Annotated in this window: 21 protein-coding genes and 3 tRNA genes; 12 read left to right on the plus strand and 12 right to left on the minus strand. The window is 54.3% G+C overall.

Annotated features, from left to right (window positions below; genetic code table 11):
* Positions 1-95 precede the first annotated feature (95 nt).
* Entirely contained in the window at positions 96-1,097 is a 1,002-nt protein-coding gene (locus QKW35_RS02160) for a class 1 fructose-bisphosphatase (protein WP_282350478.1), read from the minus strand.
* Positions 1,098-1,307: 210 nt separating this feature from the next.
* Between QKW35_RS02160 and mpl the strand changes: the two genes are divergently transcribed.
* The 6 genes from mpl to QKW35_RS02190 are packed head-to-tail and all read left to right on the plus strand — an operon-like array spanning position 1,308 to position 6,010.
* Positions 1,308-2,678, plus strand: coding sequence for a UDP-N-acetylmuramate:L-alanyl-gamma-D-glutamyl-meso-diaminopimelate ligase (gene mpl / locus QKW35_RS02165; protein WP_282350480.1), 1,371 nt, complete (start codon positions 1,308-1,310; stop codon positions 2,676-2,678).
* The gene (locus QKW35_RS02170) at positions 2,675-3,292 is read left to right on the plus strand and encodes a flavin prenyltransferase UbiX (RefSeq protein WP_282350481.1); all 618 of its coding nucleotides are present in this window, start codon (positions 2,675-2,677) and stop codon (positions 3,290-3,292) included. The genes mpl and QKW35_RS02170 overlap by 4 nt, the downstream gene beginning before the upstream one ends.
* Before the next feature lie 55 nt (positions 3,293-3,347).
* Positions 3,348-4,037 carry a tRNA (adenosine(37)-N6)-threonylcarbamoyltransferase complex dimerization subunit type 1 TsaB gene (gene tsaB / locus QKW35_RS02175; protein ID WP_282350482.1) on the plus strand — a complete coding sequence of 230 codons (690 nt, stop codon included), beginning with the start codon at positions 3,348-3,350 and terminating at the stop codon, positions 4,035-4,037.
* 3 nt (positions 4,038-4,040) lie between these two features.
* Positions 4,041-4,841 carry an undecaprenyl-diphosphate phosphatase gene (locus QKW35_RS02180; RefSeq protein WP_282350483.1) on the plus strand — a complete coding sequence of 267 codons (801 nt, stop codon included), beginning with the start codon at positions 4,041-4,043 and terminating at the stop codon, positions 4,839-4,841.
* A gap of 42 nt (positions 4,842-4,883) precedes the next feature.
* Positions 4,884-5,189, plus strand: a complete 306-nt coding sequence (locus QKW35_RS02185) for a hypothetical protein (RefSeq protein WP_282350484.1) — start codon at positions 4,884-4,886, stop codon at positions 5,187-5,189.
* Positions 5,190-5,212: 23 nt separating this feature from the next.
* On the plus strand, positions 5,213-6,010 hold the full coding sequence (locus QKW35_RS02190; RefSeq protein ID WP_282350485.1) for a class I SAM-dependent methyltransferase: 798 nt from the start codon (positions 5,213-5,215) through the stop codon (positions 6,008-6,010).
* 46 nt (positions 6,011-6,056) lie between these two features.
* Here the strand turns inward: QKW35_RS02190 and QKW35_RS02195 are convergent, their stop codons facing one another.
* Both QKW35_RS02195 and QKW35_RS02200 read right to left on the minus strand, forming a co-directional pair.
* Positions 6,057-8,333 (minus strand): 1-acyl-sn-glycerol-3-phosphate acyltransferase, encoded by a 2,277-nt coding sequence (locus QKW35_RS02195; RefSeq protein ID WP_282350487.1) that lies wholly within the window; start codon positions 8,331-8,333, stop codon positions 6,057-6,059.
* 24 nt (positions 8,334-8,357) lie between these two features.
* A complete protein-coding gene (locus tag QKW35_RS02200) occupies positions 8,358-8,567 on the minus strand; it encodes a SlyX family protein (RefSeq protein WP_282350488.1) in 210 nt (69 codons plus the stop codon).
* 179 nt (positions 8,568-8,746) lie between these two features.
* On the opposite strand from QKW35_RS02200, the gene QKW35_RS02205 reads away from it, so the two are divergent.
* Positions 8,747-9,196 (plus strand): cold-shock protein, encoded by a 450-nt coding sequence (locus tag QKW35_RS02205; protein ID WP_282350489.1) that lies wholly within the window; start codon positions 8,747-8,749, stop codon positions 9,194-9,196.
* 71 nt (positions 9,197-9,267) lie between these two features.
* Here the strand turns inward: QKW35_RS02205 and QKW35_RS02210 are convergent, their stop codons facing one another.
* A complete protein-coding gene (locus tag QKW35_RS02210; RefSeq protein WP_282350490.1) occupies positions 9,268-9,876 on the minus strand; it encodes a DsbA family protein in 609 nt (202 codons plus the stop codon).
* Entirely contained in the window at positions 9,876-10,745 is an 870-nt protein-coding gene (locus QKW35_RS02215) for a DUF72 domain-containing protein (protein WP_282350491.1), read from the minus strand. The genes QKW35_RS02210 and QKW35_RS02215 overlap by 1 nt, the downstream gene beginning before the upstream one ends.
* A 185-nt stretch (positions 10,746-10,930) precedes the next feature.
* On the opposite strand from QKW35_RS02215, the gene QKW35_RS02220 reads away from it, so the two are divergent.
* From QKW35_RS02220 to QKW35_RS02230, 3 genes are all read left to right on the plus strand, one after another.
* Positions 10,931-11,007: transfer RNA gene (locus tag QKW35_RS02220), tRNA-Met, on the plus strand.
* A 30-nt stretch (positions 11,008-11,037) separates the two neighbouring features.
* Positions 11,038-11,114, plus strand: a tRNA-Met gene (locus QKW35_RS02225).
* A gap of 31 nt (positions 11,115-11,145) precedes the next feature.
* A tRNA-Met gene (locus QKW35_RS02230) sits at positions 11,146-11,222 on the plus strand.
* Between the two features lie 333 nt (positions 11,223-11,555).
* On the opposite strand, the gene bfr (QKW35_RS02235) is transcribed toward QKW35_RS02230, so the two are convergent.
* Entirely contained in the window at positions 11,556-12,026 is a 471-nt protein-coding gene (gene bfr, locus QKW35_RS02235) for a bacterioferritin (RefSeq protein WP_282350492.1), read from the minus strand.
* A gap of 21 nt (positions 12,027-12,047) precedes the next feature.
* Positions 12,048-12,518 (minus strand): bacterioferritin, encoded by a 471-nt coding sequence (bfr, locus tag QKW35_RS02240; RefSeq protein ID WP_282350493.1) that lies wholly within the window; start codon positions 12,516-12,518, stop codon positions 12,048-12,050.
* Between the two features lie 189 nt (positions 12,519-12,707).
* Between bfr (QKW35_RS02240) and QKW35_RS02245 the strand changes: the two genes are divergently transcribed.
* Positions 12,708-12,917: a (2Fe-2S)-binding protein gene (locus QKW35_RS02245; RefSeq protein WP_282350494.1), complete on the plus strand. Its 210-nt coding sequence runs from the start codon at positions 12,708-12,710 to the stop codon at positions 12,915-12,917.
* An 80-nt stretch (positions 12,918-12,997) separates the two neighbouring features.
* Here QKW35_RS02245 and QKW35_RS02250 read toward each other — a convergent pair whose 3' ends face one another.
* A complete protein-coding gene (locus QKW35_RS02250) occupies positions 12,998-13,393 on the minus strand; it encodes a gamma-glutamylcyclotransferase family protein (protein ID WP_282350495.1) in 396 nt (131 codons plus the stop codon).
* A gap of 269 nt (positions 13,394-13,662) precedes the next feature.
* Here QKW35_RS02250 and QKW35_RS02255 point away from each other — a divergent pair, with 269 nt between their 5' ends.
* Positions 13,663-13,962, plus strand: a complete 300-nt coding sequence (locus tag QKW35_RS02255; protein ID WP_282350496.1) for a hypothetical protein — start codon at positions 13,663-13,665, stop codon at positions 13,960-13,962.
* Here QKW35_RS02255 and QKW35_RS21310 read toward each other — a convergent pair.
* The 4 genes from QKW35_RS21310 to gatC all read right to left on the minus strand — a co-directional run bounded on the left by QKW35_RS21310 (position 13,944) and on the right by gatC (position 17,957).
* Positions 13,944-14,390: a GNAT family N-acetyltransferase gene (locus QKW35_RS21310; protein WP_425607984.1), complete on the minus strand. Its 447-nt coding sequence runs from the start codon at positions 14,388-14,390 to the stop codon at positions 13,944-13,946. The genes QKW35_RS02255 and QKW35_RS21310 overlap by 19 nt on opposite strands.
* 278 nt (positions 14,391-14,668) lie before the next feature.
* Positions 14,669-16,123, minus strand: a complete 1,455-nt coding sequence (gatB, locus tag QKW35_RS02260) for an Asp-tRNA(Asn)/Glu-tRNA(Gln) amidotransferase subunit GatB (protein WP_282350497.1) — start codon at positions 16,121-16,123, stop codon at positions 14,669-14,671.
* A gap of 14 nt (positions 16,124-16,137) precedes the next feature.
* A complete protein-coding gene (gene gatA, locus QKW35_RS02265) occupies positions 16,138-17,589 on the minus strand; it encodes an Asp-tRNA(Asn)/Glu-tRNA(Gln) amidotransferase subunit GatA (RefSeq protein ID WP_282350498.1) in 1,452 nt (483 codons plus the stop codon).
* An 80-nt stretch (positions 17,590-17,669) separates the two neighbouring features.
* The gene (gene gatC / locus QKW35_RS02270) at positions 17,670-17,957 is read right to left on the minus strand and encodes an Asp-tRNA(Asn)/Glu-tRNA(Gln) amidotransferase subunit GatC (RefSeq protein WP_282350499.1); all 288 of its coding nucleotides are present in this window, start codon (positions 17,955-17,957) and stop codon (positions 17,670-17,672) included.
* Positions 17,958-18,082 lie beyond the last annotated feature (125 nt).

Genomic DNA, 18,082 nt, shown 5'->3' on the forward strand with positions numbered 1-18,082 from the left:
ATAAATTCAGTGATGAGCGGATTATACCCGGATCGTAAACACTCGATGAATACGACTTAACGCTGAGGATAATCCGCTGAAAAGAGTATTTTCGCTTAGCTGTTCAGCTTAGCCGCCTGGGATTCTTCATTACCCTGGTGGTACTCGATCGCAGTGGCCACTTCGTTATGAGAACCCAGTGCGACGGAAACGCGCTGGTGAATGTGGCTTGGCTCAATGTCCAGAATGTTTTCGTAGCAGGTGCTTGCCTTGCCGCTGGCCTGTTCGATCAGCAGTCCCATTGGGTTGCCTTCGTACATCAGGCGCAGTTTACCCGGCTTGTTAGGATTGCGCTGATCCCACGGGTAGGTGAAGATACCGCCGCGGGTCAGTACGCGGTGTACCTCTGCAACCATGGATGCAACCCAACGCATGTTGAAGTTCTTGCCACGTGGGCCTTCTGCGCCCTGCAACAGGTCACCGATGTAGCTCTGCATCTGTGGTTCCCAGAAACGCTGGTTGGACATGTTGATGGCAAACTCTTTGGTGTCCGCCGGGATCGTTACGTTCTGCTCAGTCAGCAGGAAGTCACCGGTGTGTGCCAGAGTGAACATGTTTACGCCGGAACCGGTGGTCAGGGTCAGTACTGCGGATGGGCCGTACAGTACGTAACCGGATGCTACCTGTGCGCGTCCCTTCTGCAGGTACGCTTTTTCGTCAGCACCGGTCAGGCCTTTAGGCAGTTCCAGAATGGAGAAAATGGTACCCACGGAGACGTTTACGTCGATGTTGGAGGAACCGTCCAGTGGGTCGAAGATGATCAGGTAGCGACCGTCCGCGTGACCTGCAACCGGGTCGTCTTCCTCTTCAGATGCGATACCGGCAACCAGCGGGTTATCCAGCATGACCTTTTTCAGTACGTCGTTGGCGATAACATCCAGCTTTTTCTGTGTCTCACCCTGAACGTTGGTATTGTCTGTGGTGCCCAGTACACCCGCCAGTGCGCCTTCACGCAGCTGAATGGCGATCTCTTTACAGGCGATCATCAGGGTGTCAATCAGGTCAACCAGGTTGGTGTCCGTTTTTTGGTGGGTCAGAAACTGGCTCAGAGTCTGCATCAGATCTGTATCTCTCCGCTTGTGGCAGGTTGGTAAATTGCAGGTTGGTAATTGGGTGGCGATTTTACGTGATATGGCCACGGATTGCATGGCCTGCAGGTCAATTAGTGGGCTTTTTTACGAATTCCTTCGTAGCGGCAACGTGACCGCCGGGAAAGCGGTAAAAAACTGTTATTATGGAACGTATTGATTGATCAGGGAGTTTGCTAAGTGCATATCCACATTCTTGGAATTTGCGGCACCTTTATGGGGTCGCTGGCGTTGTTGGCGAAAGAGCTGGGTCATAAGGTGACCGGATCTGATGCCAACGTATATCCACCTATGAGCACCCAGCTGCAAGCGCAGGGGATCGAGCTGATGGAGGGGTACGATCCTGCCCATCTGCAACCTGAGCCGGATCTGGTGGTGGTCGGTAACGCCATGAGCCGCGGCAACCCGGCAGTGGAGTATGTACTGGATAAAGGGCTGAAATATACCTCGGGGCCGGCCTGGCTGCACGATGCATTGCTGCGTGATTGCTGGGTGTTGGCGGTGTCCGGTACCCACGGTAAAACCACCACAGCCACCATGCTGGCCTGGATTCTGGAGCACGCCGGTATGAAGCCGGGTTTCCTGATAGGTGGTGTGCCGCAGAACTTTCCGGTATCGGCGCGTGTCGGTGACTCGCCGTTTTTTGTGATCGAGGCGGACGAATACGACACCGCCTTCTTCGACAAACGCTCCAAATTTGTTCACTACTGCCCGCGTACCCTGATCCTGAATAACCTGGAATACGACCACGCGGATATCTTCCCGAATCTGGCGGCGATCCAGACCCAGTTCCACCACCTGGTGCGCATTGTGCCGGGTAATGGTCAGATCATTCTGCCAAAGGGGCAACCAGCACTGGATGAGGTACTGGAACAAGGGTGTTGGACCGACGTTGTACAGACCAGCGTGGACGGAGGGGAAGCGGATTTTCAGGCCAATCTGCTGAAAGAAGACGGTTCCCACTTCGAAGTGCGTTTTGACGGTGAGATGAAAGGCATTGTGGAGTGGTCGATGACTGGCTTGCACAGTGTGAACAACGGTCTGGTTGCCATCGCTGCTGCACGTAACGTGGGCGTCCAGCCGGAACATGCCATTGAAGCCCTGAACGAATTCGGTGGCGTTAAACGTCGCATGGAGCTGGTGGGCGATGTGGATAACATCCGTGTGTATGACGATTTTGCCCACCATCCAACCGCGATTGAAACCACCCTGGCAGGCCTTCGTGCCAATGTGGGGGACGCGCCGATCATTGCGGTGATCGAACCACGCTCTAACACCATGCAGCAGGGCGTGCATCAGGATACGCTGGCTGCTTCCACCGTGATGGCTGATCAGGTGTTCTGGTATCAGCCGTCCCATCTGGATTGGTCGCTGCAGGACGCTGTATCTGACAGCCCGGTACCGGCAAAGGTATGCAGTGACACCCAGAACATCATCGACCAGGTGGTGGCGCTGGCTGAACCGGGTACCCATGTGGTGGTGATGAGCAACGGTGGCTTTGAAGGTATTCACAGTCGACTGGTGAATGCTCTGCAGGAGAAACAGGCATGAGGTTGGATCGTGTAACGCTAGCCATTACAGGGGCCTCCGGTGCCCAGTACGGTTTGCGCCTGCTGGAGTGTCTGGTGGCCGCAGATATTCAGGTGATGGTATTGATCTCCCGTGCTGCTCAAGTGGTGATTGCGACGGAAACCGATCTGAATCTGCCGGGCGGTACCGCCGAGCAGGAGCGGTTTCTGACCGCCCACTGCAACGCCAAAGAGGGACAGGTCCGTGTCTTTGGGCGCGAGCAGTGGATGTCGCCGGTGGCATCCGGCTCCGGCGCACCGTCGGCGATGGTGGTGTGCCCGTGTAGCACAGGTACATTGTCCGCGATCGCCTGTGGTGCCAGTAATAACCTGATAGAGCGGGCGGCGGATGTGGCCCTGAAAGAGCGACGCCAGCTGATTCTGGTACCCCGGGAGGCGCCGTATTCTGAAATCCACTTGGAGCACATGCTCAAGCTGACCCGCATGGGGGCGGTAGTGATTCCCGCCAGTCCGGGCTTTTACAATAAGCCAACTTGTATTGAGGATATGATCGACTTCGTGGTGGCACGTATCCTCAATCAGCTGGGTATCGAGCAGGATCTGATGCCACGCTGGGGCGATGATCTGATCAGGTGAAATCAGGTCGCGCACAGAGTAGAATTCGCCCCTTATCTGATAACAGGTTTGAGTCATGCCCAAGATTTTAGCGCTGGATACCTCCACTGATGCCTGCTCCGTGGCGTTGGATATCAACGGAAACGTAACGCAGGATTTCCGCATTATTCCTCGTCAGCACACCAAGCAGTTGTTGCCGATGGTGCAGGATATGTTGCGCGAACATGACCTGACTGTAGCGGATCTGGACGCCATCGCCGTAGGGCGCGGACCGGGCTCGTTTGCTGGCATCCGTATCGCCACCGGTGCGGCTCAGGGTCTGGCGTTCGCGGCTGAACTGCCGATGCTGCCAACCTCCACCTTGGCGGCGATGGCGCTGAAGATTCACCGTGATACGGGCGCAGAGTTTATTGTCACTGCACTGGATGCGCGGATGGACGAAATCTATTGCTGTGCGTACCAGATTAAGAATGGCCTGCCCGTTGAATTGATGCCGGAAACCGTGTGTGCACCGCAGCAGCTGAAACTGCCGGATGCGGCAGATAGCTGGACCGTGGGTGGCAGCGGTTGGGTGTATCTGGAGGCGATGTCTGCAGAGGTACAGCAGGCGGTAAACCCGCTGGAAACGATGATTTATCCGGCGGCCGCAGAGATTGTTACATTGGCATTGGAAGATTGGAACGCAGGGAAAGCGGTGGCGCCGGAAGAGGCGTTGCCGGTTTATTTGCGTGATGAAGTTGCATGGAAAAAGAAGGACCAGCAATAAGTTATGGATTGGCTACAAGTTACCATTCTCGCCCTGATTCAGGGGTTGACCGAGTTTCTCCCGATCTCAAGCTCCGCCCACCTGATTCTGCCGTCGCAGTTGTTGGGGTGGGAAGACCAGGGGTTGGCGTTTGACGTCGGCGTACACGTCGGCACCCTGAGTGCGGTGATGCTCTACTTCCGCAAGGATATTGCTGCCATGATTGGTGCGTGGCTGAACTCCCTGCGGGGGCGTCAAACCACGGAAGGCTGGCTGGCCTGGTATGTGGCCTTTGCCACGATTCCCGCTGTGGTCTTTGGCCTGGCGATTAACGATATCATCGACGTATATGGTCGTTCGATTCTGGTGATTGCGGGTACCACTCTGATCTTCGGCGCACTGCTGTGGTGGGCGGATAAGAACCGTACCGAGGTACGCTCGCTGGATAAGATCACCTTTAAAGATGCGATGATCATCGGTGTGGCCCAGGCTGTAGCCTTGATTCCGGGTACATCGCGTAGCGGCATTACCATTACTGCAGCACTGATGTTGGGTCTGGAACGTCAGGCCGCGGCTCGCTTTTCGTTTCTGCTATCTATTCCGGTGATTCTGGGTGCCGGTCTGCTGAAAGGTAAGGAGCTGGTGGAAACCGGCACCGATGCTCAGTGGGCGATGGTGATCGGTGGCGCAATGATCGCCGCCGTCAGTGCGTTCAGCTGTATCCATCTCTTCCTGAAATGGTTGGATCGCATTGGCATGATGCCGTTTGTGATCTACCGTTTAGCATTAGGTGTAGCATTGCTGGTGGTATATTTCGCTGCATAAGCCATCATGGTCATAACGCTGGATAGCTGAAAGAGAGTTTAAATGCAGGTTGGTGCGCACAATACACTGCCACAACTCGCAACGTTGCAGAAGCAGCGGGCGGTGACACGTGCGCAGCCCCTGCAGAAACCGGTTGATAGCCAGCGTACCGATGCCAGTCGCAAAACCAATCACTTTGCTGTGCTGCAAGGCGAATACCTGCAGCAGGGCAGCCGCAGCGAAACCTTTGAACACCTTAAAGGAATAGGTCTTTCGGTGCGAAATGCGCTGGAAACCTACACCGAAACCGCCAGCTTTCAGCCGCGTAACCTGAGCGGTGAGCTGGTGGGTGTTGATCTCTACGTTTGATCCCACTCTGTCCCGAGACTTCCATGAGCGATACTCCCCTGAATCCCTACGCCGTCCTTCCGCTTGGCCCCGCATTTGTTGAGGCAGCGACTGCCCTGGCTGCAGAGATTAACTGTCCGCTGCTGCGCGAGGGTGATGATCCCGAGCAGTTTGAGGTATTACTGCAGGTAGGCGTGCATGGGTTGGGTCTGCAAGCGACGGGCAAGAAAGCGCCCGGCGCGATCAACGCGGACTTTCTGGCCGGGGCCACGGCCCACCGCCGCAAGTTTGGTGGTGGCAAAGGGCAGATGATCGCCAAAGCAGTGGGTATTAAGGGAGGGATTCGTCCTCAGGTGCTGGATGTGACTGCCGGCCTGGGTAAGGATGCTTTTGTGTTGGCGACACTGGGGTGTGAAATGACTCTGGTTGAGCGCTCACCGGTGATCCATGCGCTGCTGCGAGACGGGATCGAACGTGCCAAGCAAGACCCGGAAGTTGCAGAGATTGTAGAGCGTATGCAGCTGAACCATGCCAACAGCATTGACTGGATGCGCGAGCACGCCGCAAACGGCGAACGTTATCAGGTGGTGTATGTGGATCCGATGTTTCCCCACAACGACAAGTCTGCGCTGGTGAAAAAGGAGATGCGTGTCTTCCGTCCGGTGGTGGGTGACGATACGGATGCGGAGGAGCTGCTGGAGGCAGCGCTGGGCATTGCCGAGAATCGGGTGGTGGTCAAGCGCCCGCGCAAGGCGCCAACGATCGGCTCACGGGCGCCGAGTTATCAGCTGGAAGGCAAATCCAGTCGTTACGATATCTATACCCTTAAAAAGTTAGGCTGATAAGGCCAGCGTTTTAAGGCTTAGCGCAGGGGCGTTGAAGCGGTTTTTAACCAGCGCTGCCCAGTTTCTGATCCACTGTCACAATCAGGTGGGGGCGCAGGATACGGCGTGCCAGCTTGAACACCGGCTGCGGATCTTCACCCAGCATTAATCGTCCTTTCGTTTCCCGCAGCAACCCGTTACTCAGGGCCTGTTCGATAAAGCTGCTAAATACCCGTTTATCCGCGTACTCCCGTGACTGGAAGCCATAAGAGTGGTGAATCTGCTTGGCCAGGCGGCTGCTTTGGCTAAGCAGATCGTTCTGATTGATCTGTTGATAGCGATCGACAACGCGCAGTACCAGATAGTAGCGCAGTAACATAGGTTCGGTGCTCAGTTGCAGTAGTTGGCAAATAACCGATTCGGTGGCGCAGACCCGCTGCTCAGACTGGATAAGTAGGCCTGTTTCAGTCAGGCTGTCGCGAATATCACGTAGCACCAGTGTCAGTTCTTCCGGTTGCCACGGGAGGGTGAGTTCAGCGTCCAGCGTGGGATAGAGCTGGCCGATCAGGCGGCTGATCGTTTGTGAGCGACATCCGCCCAAACGCCTTGCTGCCAGGAGATAGAGGCCAGGCAGTGCCACCAGGTGAGAGATCATATTACGGTAGAAGGTGAGGTTTTGTGCCTGCTCTTCACTGACACAGATTACATTTTCCCGGCGGGAGACCAGTTGGTGACGCACCGCTTCATCCAGCCAGGCGTGTGGGGCAGTTTCTGGCAGGCTTAGGTTGACCTTGGGTAAGCGGCGCAGAACATCCAGCAGTTGCTGGCTTCGGGTCAGGAGCTGATCACTGGCCATACGACGGCTTGGTTGGCTGAGCAGGCAGGTGGCCAGCAAGGAGATCGGCAGGGCCGATGCGACCCGGTTTACCTCTTTCAGCGTCTGGCGTCCCAGCAAACGAGCCTGCTCGAAGACGGATTTTTCCGGATCATCCTGCTCTGCCAGAAGCAGAGGTTTGCCTATGTTCAGGTGCACACTGCCAAAGCGTTTCCCCAGGATACCGAGTGACATCAAGCTGTTGCCCAGACTCTCCTGGTTCTTGGCTGCACCGGACAACTCGGCCTGATAACTGGCGCCCTCGATCAGCCGATCATAGCCGATCCATACCGGCACAATGGCCAGTGGTACATTGGGGGTGGTTCGGAAGGACTCGACGGTCATGCGCAGCAGGCCGGTACGGGGATGTAAAAGCCGCCCGGTGCGACTGCGGCCTCCCTCAATAAAGTACTCAATGGCGTGGCCGTGGTGGCTCAACGCTTCGAGGTAAGCCTTGTAGAGGCTGTAATACAGCTTATCGCCCTGGAATGAGCGACGCATAAAGATAGCCCCGCCACGCTTCAGGATCGGTCCGATTACCGGCAGGTTGAGGTTATCCCCTGCCGCTACATGCGGCAACATCAGCCCATGCTGATAAAGTGCCCACGACAGCATAATGTAATCCATGTGGCTGCGGTGGCAGGGTAGATAGATGAGCTGATGGCTTTTCGACAGGCTGTGCAGTTGCTCGGCATTGCGAAGGTGCACACCTCCGGGGTACAAGCGGCGGGTGGCAGCGGTGACGATACTGTTCAGAATCCGGGCGATATTGGGGCTGAAGTCCGCGGCGATGATATCGAGAATCTGGCGACTCTGCTGTTCCGCTGCAAAGCGATTACCGCCGTTTTTACCGCTACTTTGATCCAGTGCTGCTTGCACCTCTTTATGCTGCATCACCTGACCCAGCAGCGTCCGTCGATGGGAGAGGTCCGGTCCGATCACCGTACGGCGGCTGATCTGGAAGTGGGTACGCAGCACGCGGGTCAGTTTACGACTCGCTTCCTCCAGTGGCAGGTCATCCAGTTCGTTCAGCAGGACTGGTTTATCAACGGAGATCAGGGTGTTGCGGCCGTTCAGCAGAATACGCAAAGCGCGGGTCAGCGGGTTGCCCTTAGCCCAGCTTTCGCCAAACAGAGTGCGCAGCAGGCTTTTTTCACGATGGGGCAGGTGGCCGTAGAACACGGACACCGGCACCAGGCGGATCTTGATGTCGGTGTTGCTGCGCTGTGCCTTGAGTAGGGAGTATAGGTCTTCCCCCAGTGGCTGCTCACCACCGGAATCGGCAAACAACAATTGATCTTCAGTGAGTGAGGGGAGTAGGTTACGCAGCACCAGGGGTTGGCTGCTGCGTTTGTATTCGAGAACGTAGTATGTGTGTGGTGCTGTATTTAGGGGGGATTCCCCCACTATGGACGGCTTTACGAACAGTTTCAGCAGTCGTTGCTGCAGCGGTGCGGTCCAGTGCATATACCCGTCTCCCGTACTCCGACTTCAGTAGTGTGGTGGCGGTGGTTCGTCTTCCGTTGAGCTTAGCGGATCGCCGCGCAGGGATTCAAGGTTGCGGTTCAGAATCTTGACCATCTGGGTCAGCATCTCGATTTGCTTCTCCTGATATGCCATTTCTTCGCTCATTTTATCCAAAGCATCTTCCTGAAAAGCGACACGGCTTTCCAGCTCTGTAATGCGTTCTTCGTGTGACACGGAAAACCTCTAAAACGGGTTAATGTTTGGAGTTTAACCTAATTAGGTCAAATTTTATTCAGTATTTGTTACTTAAGCTGTTGAATAAAGTAACTAAATTGATTATATGTGTGAGGTTGATGCTGTTTAGTAGCATTGTTTCATTAAAAACAAATAAAGACGAGTTAAGAGATAGCTAAATGAGTGGTAATAAGCTTATCCGTGGTATTGTGATTAGTGCTTTAGCTGCCGTTCTGTTGCCCGTTTTACTGGGCGCCGTCGGTGGTGTAGAAGTACCAATGAGTGTTCCTGTTCTGTTGGTTGTGTTTGTTGTTGTATTGGCGAGTACTCTGCTTTCATCTATAGGGGAAAGTCCAGCAGCTGCATCTGCGAATATGCAGTCCGGTGCAGAAGAAACTGACCTGTCTGATAAGGATGATGGTCGCGAAATGGGCACGGTTAAATGGTTTAACGTTTCCAAGGGGTTTGGTTTTATCACCCGTGATAATGGAGACGATGTATTTGTTCACTTCCGCAATATTCGAGGTCGTGGACATCGCTCTCTGTCTGAAGGTCAGAAAGTACTGTTTAGCGTGCGCGAAAGCGACAAAGGTTTACAGGCTGAGGATGTTTCTGTCGTACGTGCCTGATAACTTCTCGCGGGGATAGATCCTTATCCCCGCTTTACTTTCTTCGTAAGTTTCCCGCCTTGTTTCTGCGACTATATATAGCGTTCCAGAGTCCTCTGAACCTGAGTCCAGTCCGAGTATCCCAAGCTGATCGGCGTTAGTTTGTCCTCATCTGTTGCCAGGTAGAGGCTGGGAAATCCATTGGCGCCAATCTGCGCGGCCAGGCGCAGATGCTGTTGCAGCCGTTGTTCTGTCTCTTCCGAATACAGCTGGTCGGTAAAGGCTGCCCGGTCCAGCCCCATGTTGTCTGCCAGCTGAATCAGCGTGTCTGCGTCGGACGGATTTTGGGCCTGCAGATAATAGGCGTGCTGAATGGCACGAATCATCGCTTTGCTGCTTCCCGCTTGCTGCTGTTCCGCCGAGATTACGGCACGGCATGCCGGGTAGGTACTGCGCCGTGGTTTGCAGTTTTGCCAGAACTCGTGGTTAAAACGGGTGCCGGTCTGTTGCTCGATTCGGCGCCAGGTGGCACTGATCATCTGTTGCAGTTCCTGTGGCATCGGCACATCAGAGTCGGGGGCAAGGCCTCCCATCACCGTATCAAACGGAATGTTGGGATAGTTGCTGTGTAGTCGATCAATCACCGGGGCAAACGCCCAGCACCAACTGCACATCGGGTCCATTACATATAAGAATCGCATCAGAAAAGAGCACTCTGTTGTTGCTGAAGGTCGGGCCAGTCGCTGAAGCAGACCTGGCCCGGTCGCTGTTCTTCCAGTTTAGACGCAAAAAGGCGTGCGACCTCAGGCGAGCGTTTGTTGTCGGGAGTGTGCAGGAAGAAGAAGGGTGAACGACCTTCGTCGAGCCACTGCACTGCTTTATTGATCCAGGGGTTCAGATAATCCATGCTGCTTTGCCAATCCAGTGCAGTAATAAAGCGCACCATCGGTCGCTGACCGGTCGCCAGAACATGCACAGGCATATTGGGTTTTGCGGATAATGCTTCGCGGGTCACGGGATCATTCTGTGGATGATTAAACAGGGGGCGGGTGTCAAAGGTGATGCGGTTTATATCACGCTCCATCAGCAGGCGATTAAAACTGCGCTCCTGTTCATCTTTTTGGAAAAAACCAATATTCCGTACCTCAACGGCGTAGCTAAAATCCTCGGGCAAATCCTGGAAAAACCGGCTGAGCAGGTCGAGGTTGTCCACGCCAAAACTTTCCGGTAGTTGCAGGCAGAGTAATCCCAGCCGGTCTTCAAACCGATCCATGCAGTTGAAGAGTTCGGTCAGCTCTTTATTGCAGTGCCGGAGTTGTGCCTGGTGGCTGATCGTTTGTGGAAACTTGAAGCAGAACTGAAATGGCGTGTGTGCTTCATTTAACCAACGGCTGATGGCATCGCTGCTGGGTAACCCATAAAACGTGGTGTTGCCTTCCACCGATGAAAAGTAACGGCTGTATCGGATTAAAGGAGAAAGCTGGCTGCTACCAGCCAGCGGGCCGTCATCCCAATCAGGATGATTCCACTGTGGCAGGCCGATATAACACCGGGCTGATCCTGGCTGCACTTGATCTCCTCCCACGTTGTCTAAAGAATAGCGGACGTTACCAAATCAGTATGGAAATACCAGCCCGGAGCTTGTTGATCGGGTTTGTTGTGCGTTATTTGCGCGGTGCAGCAATTTATTTTTATTTCTTTAAAACAAAAGGTTGTCAAAATTGTAACGGAGCTATAGTATACGCCCCACGTTGATGCGGGGTGGAGCAGCCTGGTAGCTCGTCGGGCTCATAACCCGAAGGTCGTCAGTTCAAATCTGGCCCCCGCTACCAATTTTTGGAATTATCAACGTAGTTTATTGATGCGGGGTGGAGCAGCCTGGTAGCTCGTCGGGCTCATAACCCGAAGGTCGTCAGTTCAAATCTGGCCCCCGCTACCAATTTATTGGAATAATAAACGAATTTTATTGATGCGGGGTGGAGCAGCCTGGTAGCTCGTCGGGCTCATAACCCGAAGGTCGTCAGTTCAAATCTGGCCCCCGCTACCAATAAATCATCAGCTAGTATTTGCTACCAACTAGCACTAAGAAACCAGCTTTAGGCTGGTTTTTTTGTGTCTGGAGGTTGGCCTTCGAAGAAGCTGCGTGAGTCGTCAGCCTAGGCGGCCCCAGCTAGGCGCCCCCGATCAAATCTGGTCCCCTGCTACCAATAAGCTATCAGCTAGTATTTGCTACCAGCTAGCGACAAGAAACCAGCCTTGAGCTGGTTTTTTTGTGCCTGAAATTTGCCGCCTCTTGGATGTTAAGTTTTTAGCTTTGAGATATCAGGTAAGTTAGAGTGAAGGACTGCACCGCGGGGGCGGTGCAGTGGAATGGGGAGGATTAACCCATCTGAGACTGCAGGTAGTTCTGGATGCCGATCTTATCGATCAGGCCCAGCTGCTGTTCCAGCCAGTAGGTGTGGTCTTCTTCGGTATCGCGTAACAGGACTTCCAGGATTTCGCGGGTCTGGTAGTCTTTTTCCTGCTCGCAGACTGCAATCGCGTCTTTCAGGGCCTGACCTACTTCGTATTCCACCTGCAGGTCGTTCTTCAGCATCTCCGGGACGTCTTTGCCTACTTTTAGTGGGTCGCGGGATGCGACGTCCGGTGTGCCTTCCAGAAACAGAATGCGTTCCACCAGTGCGGAGGCGTGTTCCAGCTCCTCTTCCTGCTCATGGGAGATACGTTTGTGCAGCTTTTTCAGGCCCCAGTCTTCGTACATGCGGGAGTGAATAAAGTACTGGTCTGCCGCTGACATTTCGTTGGTGAGCAGTTTGTTCAGGATGCCGATAATCTTGGTGTTGCCTTTCATTTGTATACTCCTCAACGAATTTTAGTCGTCCATGGAGGACTGCAGGTAATTTGGCAGGCCAACGTTGCCGATCAGGCTGATTTGGGTCTCCAGCCAGTCGATGCGTTCTTCTTTCACTTCCAGTAGCTTTTCCAACAGCTCGCGGCTTATGTAGTCCTGCAAGGCTTCCGCATCCGCAATGGCTGCAACCAGGTCGGTGCGTGCTTCAGTGTCCAGTTGAAGGTCGCCTTTGAAGATCTCTTCAACGTCTTCGCCAAGAATCAGTTTGCCCAGGTCCTGCAGGTTTGGCAGGCCCTCCAGGAACAGAATGCGTTCGATCAGGTCGTCGGCCACTTTCATGGCTTTGATCGATGCCTTGTATTCATGTTCGTTGAGCTCTTCAAAGCCCCAGTTTTTGCACATCCGCGCATGCAGGAAATACTGGTTGATGGCGGTCAGCTCGTTTTTCAGTACCAGGTTGAGGTGTCTGAGTACTTTCGGATCACCTTTCATAGTTAGGACTCCGCTGTATTTCTTTTTTATCCGGTAGGGGAATCAGTATAGGACAGTCCCCATGGAGTAGGGATTTTCTATCTGATTCAACAGTGGATTGTGTTGTATGAGAATAATTAATGCAATTGATATTGCAAACTGTTCTCATTAAGTAGTAAGATTTGGTCATCTCTTAATCAGGGGCTGACTATGTACGTATGTATCTGTAACGCTGTCACTGATCGTGACATTCTGAAAGCGATCGATGAAGGTGTATCTACTGTTGAAGGGCTGGGTGAAGCACTGAATGTGGGGACCTGTTGTGGTCGCTGCAAAAGTTGTGCTGAAGGTCTGATTCAGAATACGCAGATGAAAGCGGGTTACGATAGCGATATGTTCCAGCTGGCGGTCAGTGCCTGAACGCATCTCCAGAGAGTTGTCTCATATAAGAAAGCCCGGGTGTTCCGCACTCGGGATTTTTTGTGTCCTGAGCCTGTTTGTTAGCAGCGGGAGAAGCTGCTCAGGTGGACGTCCAGAAAATGCTGGTAGCACCAGTGTTCGGGCATCAGCTCAGAGAAATATTCCGGTTTAATCAGATAGCACCAGGCCTGCAGATGTTCGCTGTCCGCTTTGACGGTCACTTGAGTGCGTTTGTAAAGGTATCCCTCGTATCGGTCCAGTTGGTCGATGTCCTGAGTGGTGAGGTTAGGGTAAAGCAGTCCTTGAGTGATCGCGTCTTCTGTCGGGCGTACGCCGGGAAACGTCTCGCGCTTCACCTTGTAGCAACCGTAGTTATGCAGACTGGCGTTTTGACCAGGCGTGATAGAGCGGCCGGTAACGCGTTGCATGATCTCTGGCACCATCAGGGTGCCATAACAGAACAAGGGGAGTGGCATGGTTTACTGCGATTCCTGAATACTTATTTCTTATCATCATACCGACTCTTCGGACGGAGAAAAGTCTGTGTCTGGTTCGGATCTTCACTCCTTGGTTGTAGCGGGGGATATTCACTTTAGGGTGTGGGCCCCGTCTATATGCGCTGTTCTGGCGTGAATTGTGCGCTATCGTCACGGAACTAGTTGCTGAAATCGCTGCCATAGCTAGGATGTTTAGGATTTTGAGTTCTGCATCTGTCAATTGGCAGGGGCCGAGCTGGAGGAAAAATATGAAGCTATCTGTAAAAGTATTGGGTGCGGCAGGTCTGGCGGCGTCTTTATTTTTGGCAGGGTGTGCGGGGCAGCCGCAGCAGGGCCGTTCTGATCTGGCCTGTAAAACCGGGATCGCAACGGCCTACGATGAGCTGAGTTTCGCCCGCAGTCAGGGCTTTAGTGGTTCGGTGGCCTGGAGTAAGGCGGCGAGCCTGCTGGGGTCGGCCAAAGTGCTGGAACAGGTGGAAAACTACAGTCAGTGCATCGATAACGTCGAAAAAGCCCGCTTTTACATCCGTCAGTCGCAGGGTGGCTGATACTGCATCAGGATAACGTCTTCTCCTCGTTGTTGATAACTTCGCAGTTTCCGTAGCAGGTGCTCGGGGGCTTGTTCATCTGGATGCAAAAAGCCGTGCTTTGCGTAAAACGCGTCCAGATGACTGAAGGGGTAGCAAAAGCAGGTGTGCTTTTCCCAATAGCGGCTGCACCCGGTTAGAAGCGTGCTGCCCAATCCTTCTCCGCGTCTCTCTTTATGGACCCACAAGCCGCGTAAGAGTATGTTGTCTCCCTCTGTAGTGAAGCGAACTGCGGCCAGGATCTCTTTCTCGTGTTTTAACCAGAATGCTGTGTCGCCTGTTTCTGCCTTGCCTTTGTGTCCGTGGCGCTTATAGAACCGGTTGAGGCGAAACAGCTCGGATTCCGGTACGAACTCCACGGAGGGAAGGTGATTGTCTGGGGTGGGCATTGTATTTCAGCTCGGTGGTATGGGGTGTGTTCCGACAGTGTACTGCACGAGGGCCGTGTTCGGGAGTTTGGGGGTATGATGATCGGGTTGCTACGAAAAAACCGTGTAGGTTGGTCATCGTGAAGCGATGCCTAACCAGTTGACGCAGCGTTGTCCCGCAGATGTTGGGCTTTGCGTTGCGAAGGTCGGTCTACAACCTCGTCGCTTTTAGTGTTGCCCTTCGGTGAACCAAAAAAAACCGCAGTCAGGGCTGCGGTTTTCTGTTTTGTGTCTGTGGCTTAGTCGCAGAGTGCGTCCAGCTTTTTCTTCAGGATGCCAGTGACGGCACCCGGATTGGCCTTGCCGCCGGTCGCTTTCATCACCTGGCCCATAAAGAAGCCGATCATCTTGCCGCGCTTCTCTGGTTCAGCAGACGTGTACTGCTCAACCTGCTTGGTGCAGTTGGCGATCACTTCGTCGACGGTCTTCTCAATCGCGCCGGTGTCGGTTACCTGCTTAAGGCCTTTGGCTTCGATGATTTCATCTGCAGTGCCACCCTCGCTCCACATCGCTTCGAACACCTTCTTGGCAATATTGCCGGAGATGGTGTTGTCCTTGATGCGAACCAGCAGGCCGCCCAACTGATCAGCGGAAACCGGGCTGTCAGCAATGGTGGTGTCGTTCTGGTTCAGGTGCTTGGACAGCTCGCCCATCACCCAGTTGGCTGCCAGTTTGGAATCCTTGGCCGTTTTGGCAACGGTTTCGAAGTAGGTGGCCATGTGGTGGTCGCCGGACAGTACCATCGCGTCGTAGTCGCTCAGTGTGTACTCTTCGATGAAGCGGGCTTTGCGTGCATCCGGCAGCTCCGGCAGATTGTCGCGAATCACGTCGATGTAGTCTTCATCGATCACGATCGGGAGCAGGTCCGGACAAGGGAAGTAACGGTAGTCGTTGGCTTCCTCTTTGGAGCGCATGGAGCGGGTTTCGTTCTTGTTCGCATCGTACAGGCGGGTTTCCTGTACCACGCGACCGCCGTCTTCGATCAGGTCGATCTGGCGTTCGATCTCGCCCTTGATCGCTTTCTCGATGAAGCGGAAGGAGTTGATGTTCTTGGTTTCGGTGCGAGTACCGAACTCTTCTTCACCTTTCAGGCGTACGGAGACGTTGCAGTCACAACGGAAAGAGCCTTCCGCCATGTTGCCGTCGCAGATGCCGAGACTGGTGACGATGGAGTGAATCTTGCGGACGTAAGCGACCGCTTCTTCAGCCGAGCGCATATCCGGCTCGGATACGATCTCCAGCAGCGGGGTGCCGGCGCGGTTCAGGTCGATACCGGTCATGCCTGGGAATTCGTCGTGCAGAGACTTGCCTGCATCTTCTTCCAGGTGTGCACGGGTTACGCCGACGCGCTTGGTGGTACCGTCTTCCAGCGTGATATCCACATGACCTTCGCCAACGATCGGGAAGAACAGCTGGCTGGTCTGGTAACCCTTCGGCAGGTCCGGGTAGAAGTAGTTCTTACGGTCAAACACAGAGGTGCGACCGATGTTGGCGTCGATAGCCAGACCGAACTTCACCGCCATGCGCAGTGCTTCTTCGTTAAACACCGGCAGGGTGCCCGGCAGAGCCAGATCGACCGCACATGCCTGGGTGTTGGGTTCGGCACCAAACGCAGTGCTGGCACCGGAAAAGATTTTGGAGTTTGTGGCGAGCTGGGCGTGGATCTCAAGCCCGATTACCGCTTCCCATTCCATTAGTCGTTAACCTCTCAGATGCCTTGTGGTGTTTTCTTGTGCCAGTCGGTTGCCACCTGGAACTGGTGCGCAACGTTCAGCAGTTTCTCTTCGGCGAAGTAGTTGCCGATGATCTGCAGGCCAACAGGTAGGCCTTCTGTCATGCCGCACGGGATGGAGATGCCGGGCATGCCTGCGAGGTTCAGGGAGATAGTGAAAATATCTTCCATGTACATCGCAACCGGATCGGAGGTTTTCTCGCCCAGTTTGAACGCAGGGTGTGGGGTGGTTGGGCCCATGATTACGTCGACGTCGTTCAGCGCGTTGACATAATCCTGCTTGATCAGGCGACGGATCTGCTGTGCCTTTTTGTAGTAGGCGTCATAGAAACCTTCGGACAGGGCGTATGCGCCCACCATGATGCGGCGTTTCACCTCGGGGCCGAAACCTTCACCGCGGGAGCGCTTGTACAGGTCTTCCAGATCAACCGGGTTTTCGCAGCGGTAGCCGTAGCGTACGCCGTCAAAACGGGACAGGTTAGAAGAGGCTTCGGACGGTGCGATGATGTAGTACGCAGGGATCGCCAGCGCGGTGTTTGGCAGGCTTACCTCTTTAACTGTAGCACCCAGAGCTTCGTATTCCTTGATCGCCGCCTGAACCTGTTGGGCTACAGCCGGGTTCAGGTCGTCCGGGAAGAACTCTTTCGGCAGACCAATCTTCAGACCGGTCAGCGGCTTGCTCAGATCAGCAGTGTAATCCGGTACGTCCTTCTGCATGCAGGTGGAATCGTTTGGGTCAAAGCCTGCCATGACGTTCAGCATCATTGCCGCGTCTTCAGCGGTGCGTGTCATTGGACCGCCCTGGTCCAGAGAGGAGGCGAATGCGATCATGCCGAAACGTGAAACACGACCGTAGGTTGGTTTCAGGCCGGTGATGCCACACAGTGCTGCTGGCTGTCGGATAGAGCCGCCCGTGTCGGTACCGGTCGCTGCCGGTGCCAGGTGCGCAGCGACTGCTGCTGCAGATCCGCCTGAGGAACCGCCCGGTACGCGGTCTGTGTCCCATGGGTTCTTGGACGGGCCATAGAAACTGGATTCGTTGGAGGAGCCCATGGCGAACTCGTCCATGTTGGTTTTGCCCAGCATTACCGCGCCTGCAGTATTGAATTTGTTCACTACGGTGGCGTTGTACGGTGATACAAAGTTGTCCAGCATCTTGGAGGCGCAGCTGGTGCGTACGCCTTCGGTGCAGAAGATATCTTTGTGTGCAATCGGCAGGCCGGTGAAGGCGCCTGCATTGCCCGTGGCGCGGGCTTCGTCTGCGGCTTTAGCCTGTTCCAGTGCCTGTTCGCCGGTCACTGTGATGAAGCTGTTGTATTTGCCATCTTCCGCGGCGATGCGGTCAAGGTAGGCTTGCGTCAGCTCGACACTGCTGAAATCGCCGTTTTCCAGCCCCTGGGCCAGTTCGGCTAGCGTTTTGTCAAACATGAGAATCTGAGTCCTTCGATATTCCGATAAGGTGCAAGAAGAGGTTCGCTGTCGTGAAGCGGTAATGCTTATTCGATAACTTATTCGATCACTTTAGGAACCTGGAACAGACCGTTTTCTACTGCAGGTGCGACGGACTGCAGCTTGTCGCGGTTGTTCTCTTCGGTAACGACGTCTGCGCGCAGGCGTTGGACGGCATCCAGAGCATTGGCCATCGGCTCAACGTTGCTGGTATCCACAGCCTGCATCTGGTCGACCAGATCCAGAATGCTAGACAGGTTTTTGGTGTATTCCGGGATGTCCTGCTCATCAATCTGCAGGCGTGCCAGATGGGCAATTTTTTCCACATCAGAGCGGTCTAGAGCCATAGTTGCTTCTCGCTGGGTTGGAAGTCGTTTCGACGAAAAGATATAAGGCGGTAACGTTATCACATCGGTCGTTTTACATGAAGGCTGCACAGGCGTGATTCCGCAGCTTCGCGCCTTCCGTCCAA

The organism is Pontibacterium granulatum, from assembly GCF_029961155.1.
GTDB lineage: Bacteria > Pseudomonadota > Gammaproteobacteria > Pseudomonadales > Balneatricaceae > Pontibacterium > Pontibacterium granulatum.

Bases quoted from the DNA above. Each gene is read 5' to 3' on its own strand.
- QKW35_RS02160 (WP_282350478.1), bottom strand. From the start codon at position 1,097: ATGCAGACTCTGAGCCAGTTTCTGACCCACCAAAAAACGGACACCAAC.
- QKW35_RS02170 (WP_282350481.1), top strand. From the start codon at position 2,675: ATGAGGTTGGATCGTGTAACGCTAGCCATTACAGGGGCCTCCGGTGCC.
- tsaB (WP_282350482.1), top strand. From the start codon at position 3,348: ATGCCCAAGATTTTAGCGCTGGATACCTCCACTGATGCCTGCTCCGTG.
- QKW35_RS02180 (WP_282350483.1), top strand. From the start codon at position 4,041: ATGGATTGGCTACAAGTTACCATTCTCGCCCTGATTCAGGGGTTGACC.
- QKW35_RS02185 (WP_282350484.1), top strand. From the start codon at position 4,884: ATGCAGGTTGGTGCGCACAATACACTGCCACAACTCGCAACGTTGCAG.
- QKW35_RS02190 (WP_282350485.1), top strand. From the start codon at position 5,213: ATGAGCGATACTCCCCTGAATCCCTACGCCGTCCTTCCGCTTGGCCCC.
- QKW35_RS02195 (WP_282350487.1), bottom strand. From the start codon at position 8,333: ATGCACTGGACCGCACCGCTGCAGCAACGACTGCTGAAACTGTTCGTA.
- QKW35_RS02205 (WP_282350489.1), top strand. From the start codon at position 8,747: ATGAGTGGTAATAAGCTTATCCGTGGTATTGTGATTAGTGCTTTAGCT.
- QKW35_RS02210 (WP_282350490.1), bottom strand. From the start codon at position 9,876: ATGCGATTCTTATATGTAATGGACCCGATGTGCAGTTGGTGCTGGGCG.
- bfr (WP_282350492.1), bottom strand. From the start codon at position 12,026: ATGAAAGGCAACACCAAGATTATCGGCATCCTGAACAAACTGCTCACC.
- bfr (WP_282350493.1), bottom strand. From the start codon at position 12,518: ATGAAAGGTGATCCGAAAGTACTCAGACACCTCAACCTGGTACTGAAA.
- QKW35_RS02245 (WP_282350494.1), top strand. From the start codon at position 12,708: ATGTACGTATGTATCTGTAACGCTGTCACTGATCGTGACATTCTGAAA.
- QKW35_RS02250 (WP_282350495.1), bottom strand. From the start codon at position 13,393: ATGCCACTCCCCTTGTTCTGTTATGGCACCCTGATGGTGCCAGAGATC.
- QKW35_RS02255 (WP_282350496.1), top strand. From the start codon at position 13,663: ATGAAGCTATCTGTAAAAGTATTGGGTGCGGCAGGTCTGGCGGCGTCT.
- QKW35_RS21310 (WP_425607984.1), bottom strand. From the start codon at position 14,390: ATGCCCACCCCAGACAATCACCTTCCCTCCGTGGAGTTCGTACCGGAA.
- gatB (WP_282350497.1), bottom strand. From the start codon at position 16,123: ATGGAATGGGAAGCGGTAATCGGGCTTGAGATCCACGCCCAGCTCGCC.
- gatA (WP_282350498.1), bottom strand. From the start codon at position 17,589: ATGTTTGACAAAACGCTAGCCGAACTGGCCCAGGGGCTGGAAAACGGC.
- gatC (WP_282350499.1), bottom strand. From the start codon at position 17,957: ATGGCTCTAGACCGCTCTGATGTGGAAAAAATTGCCCATCTGGCACGC.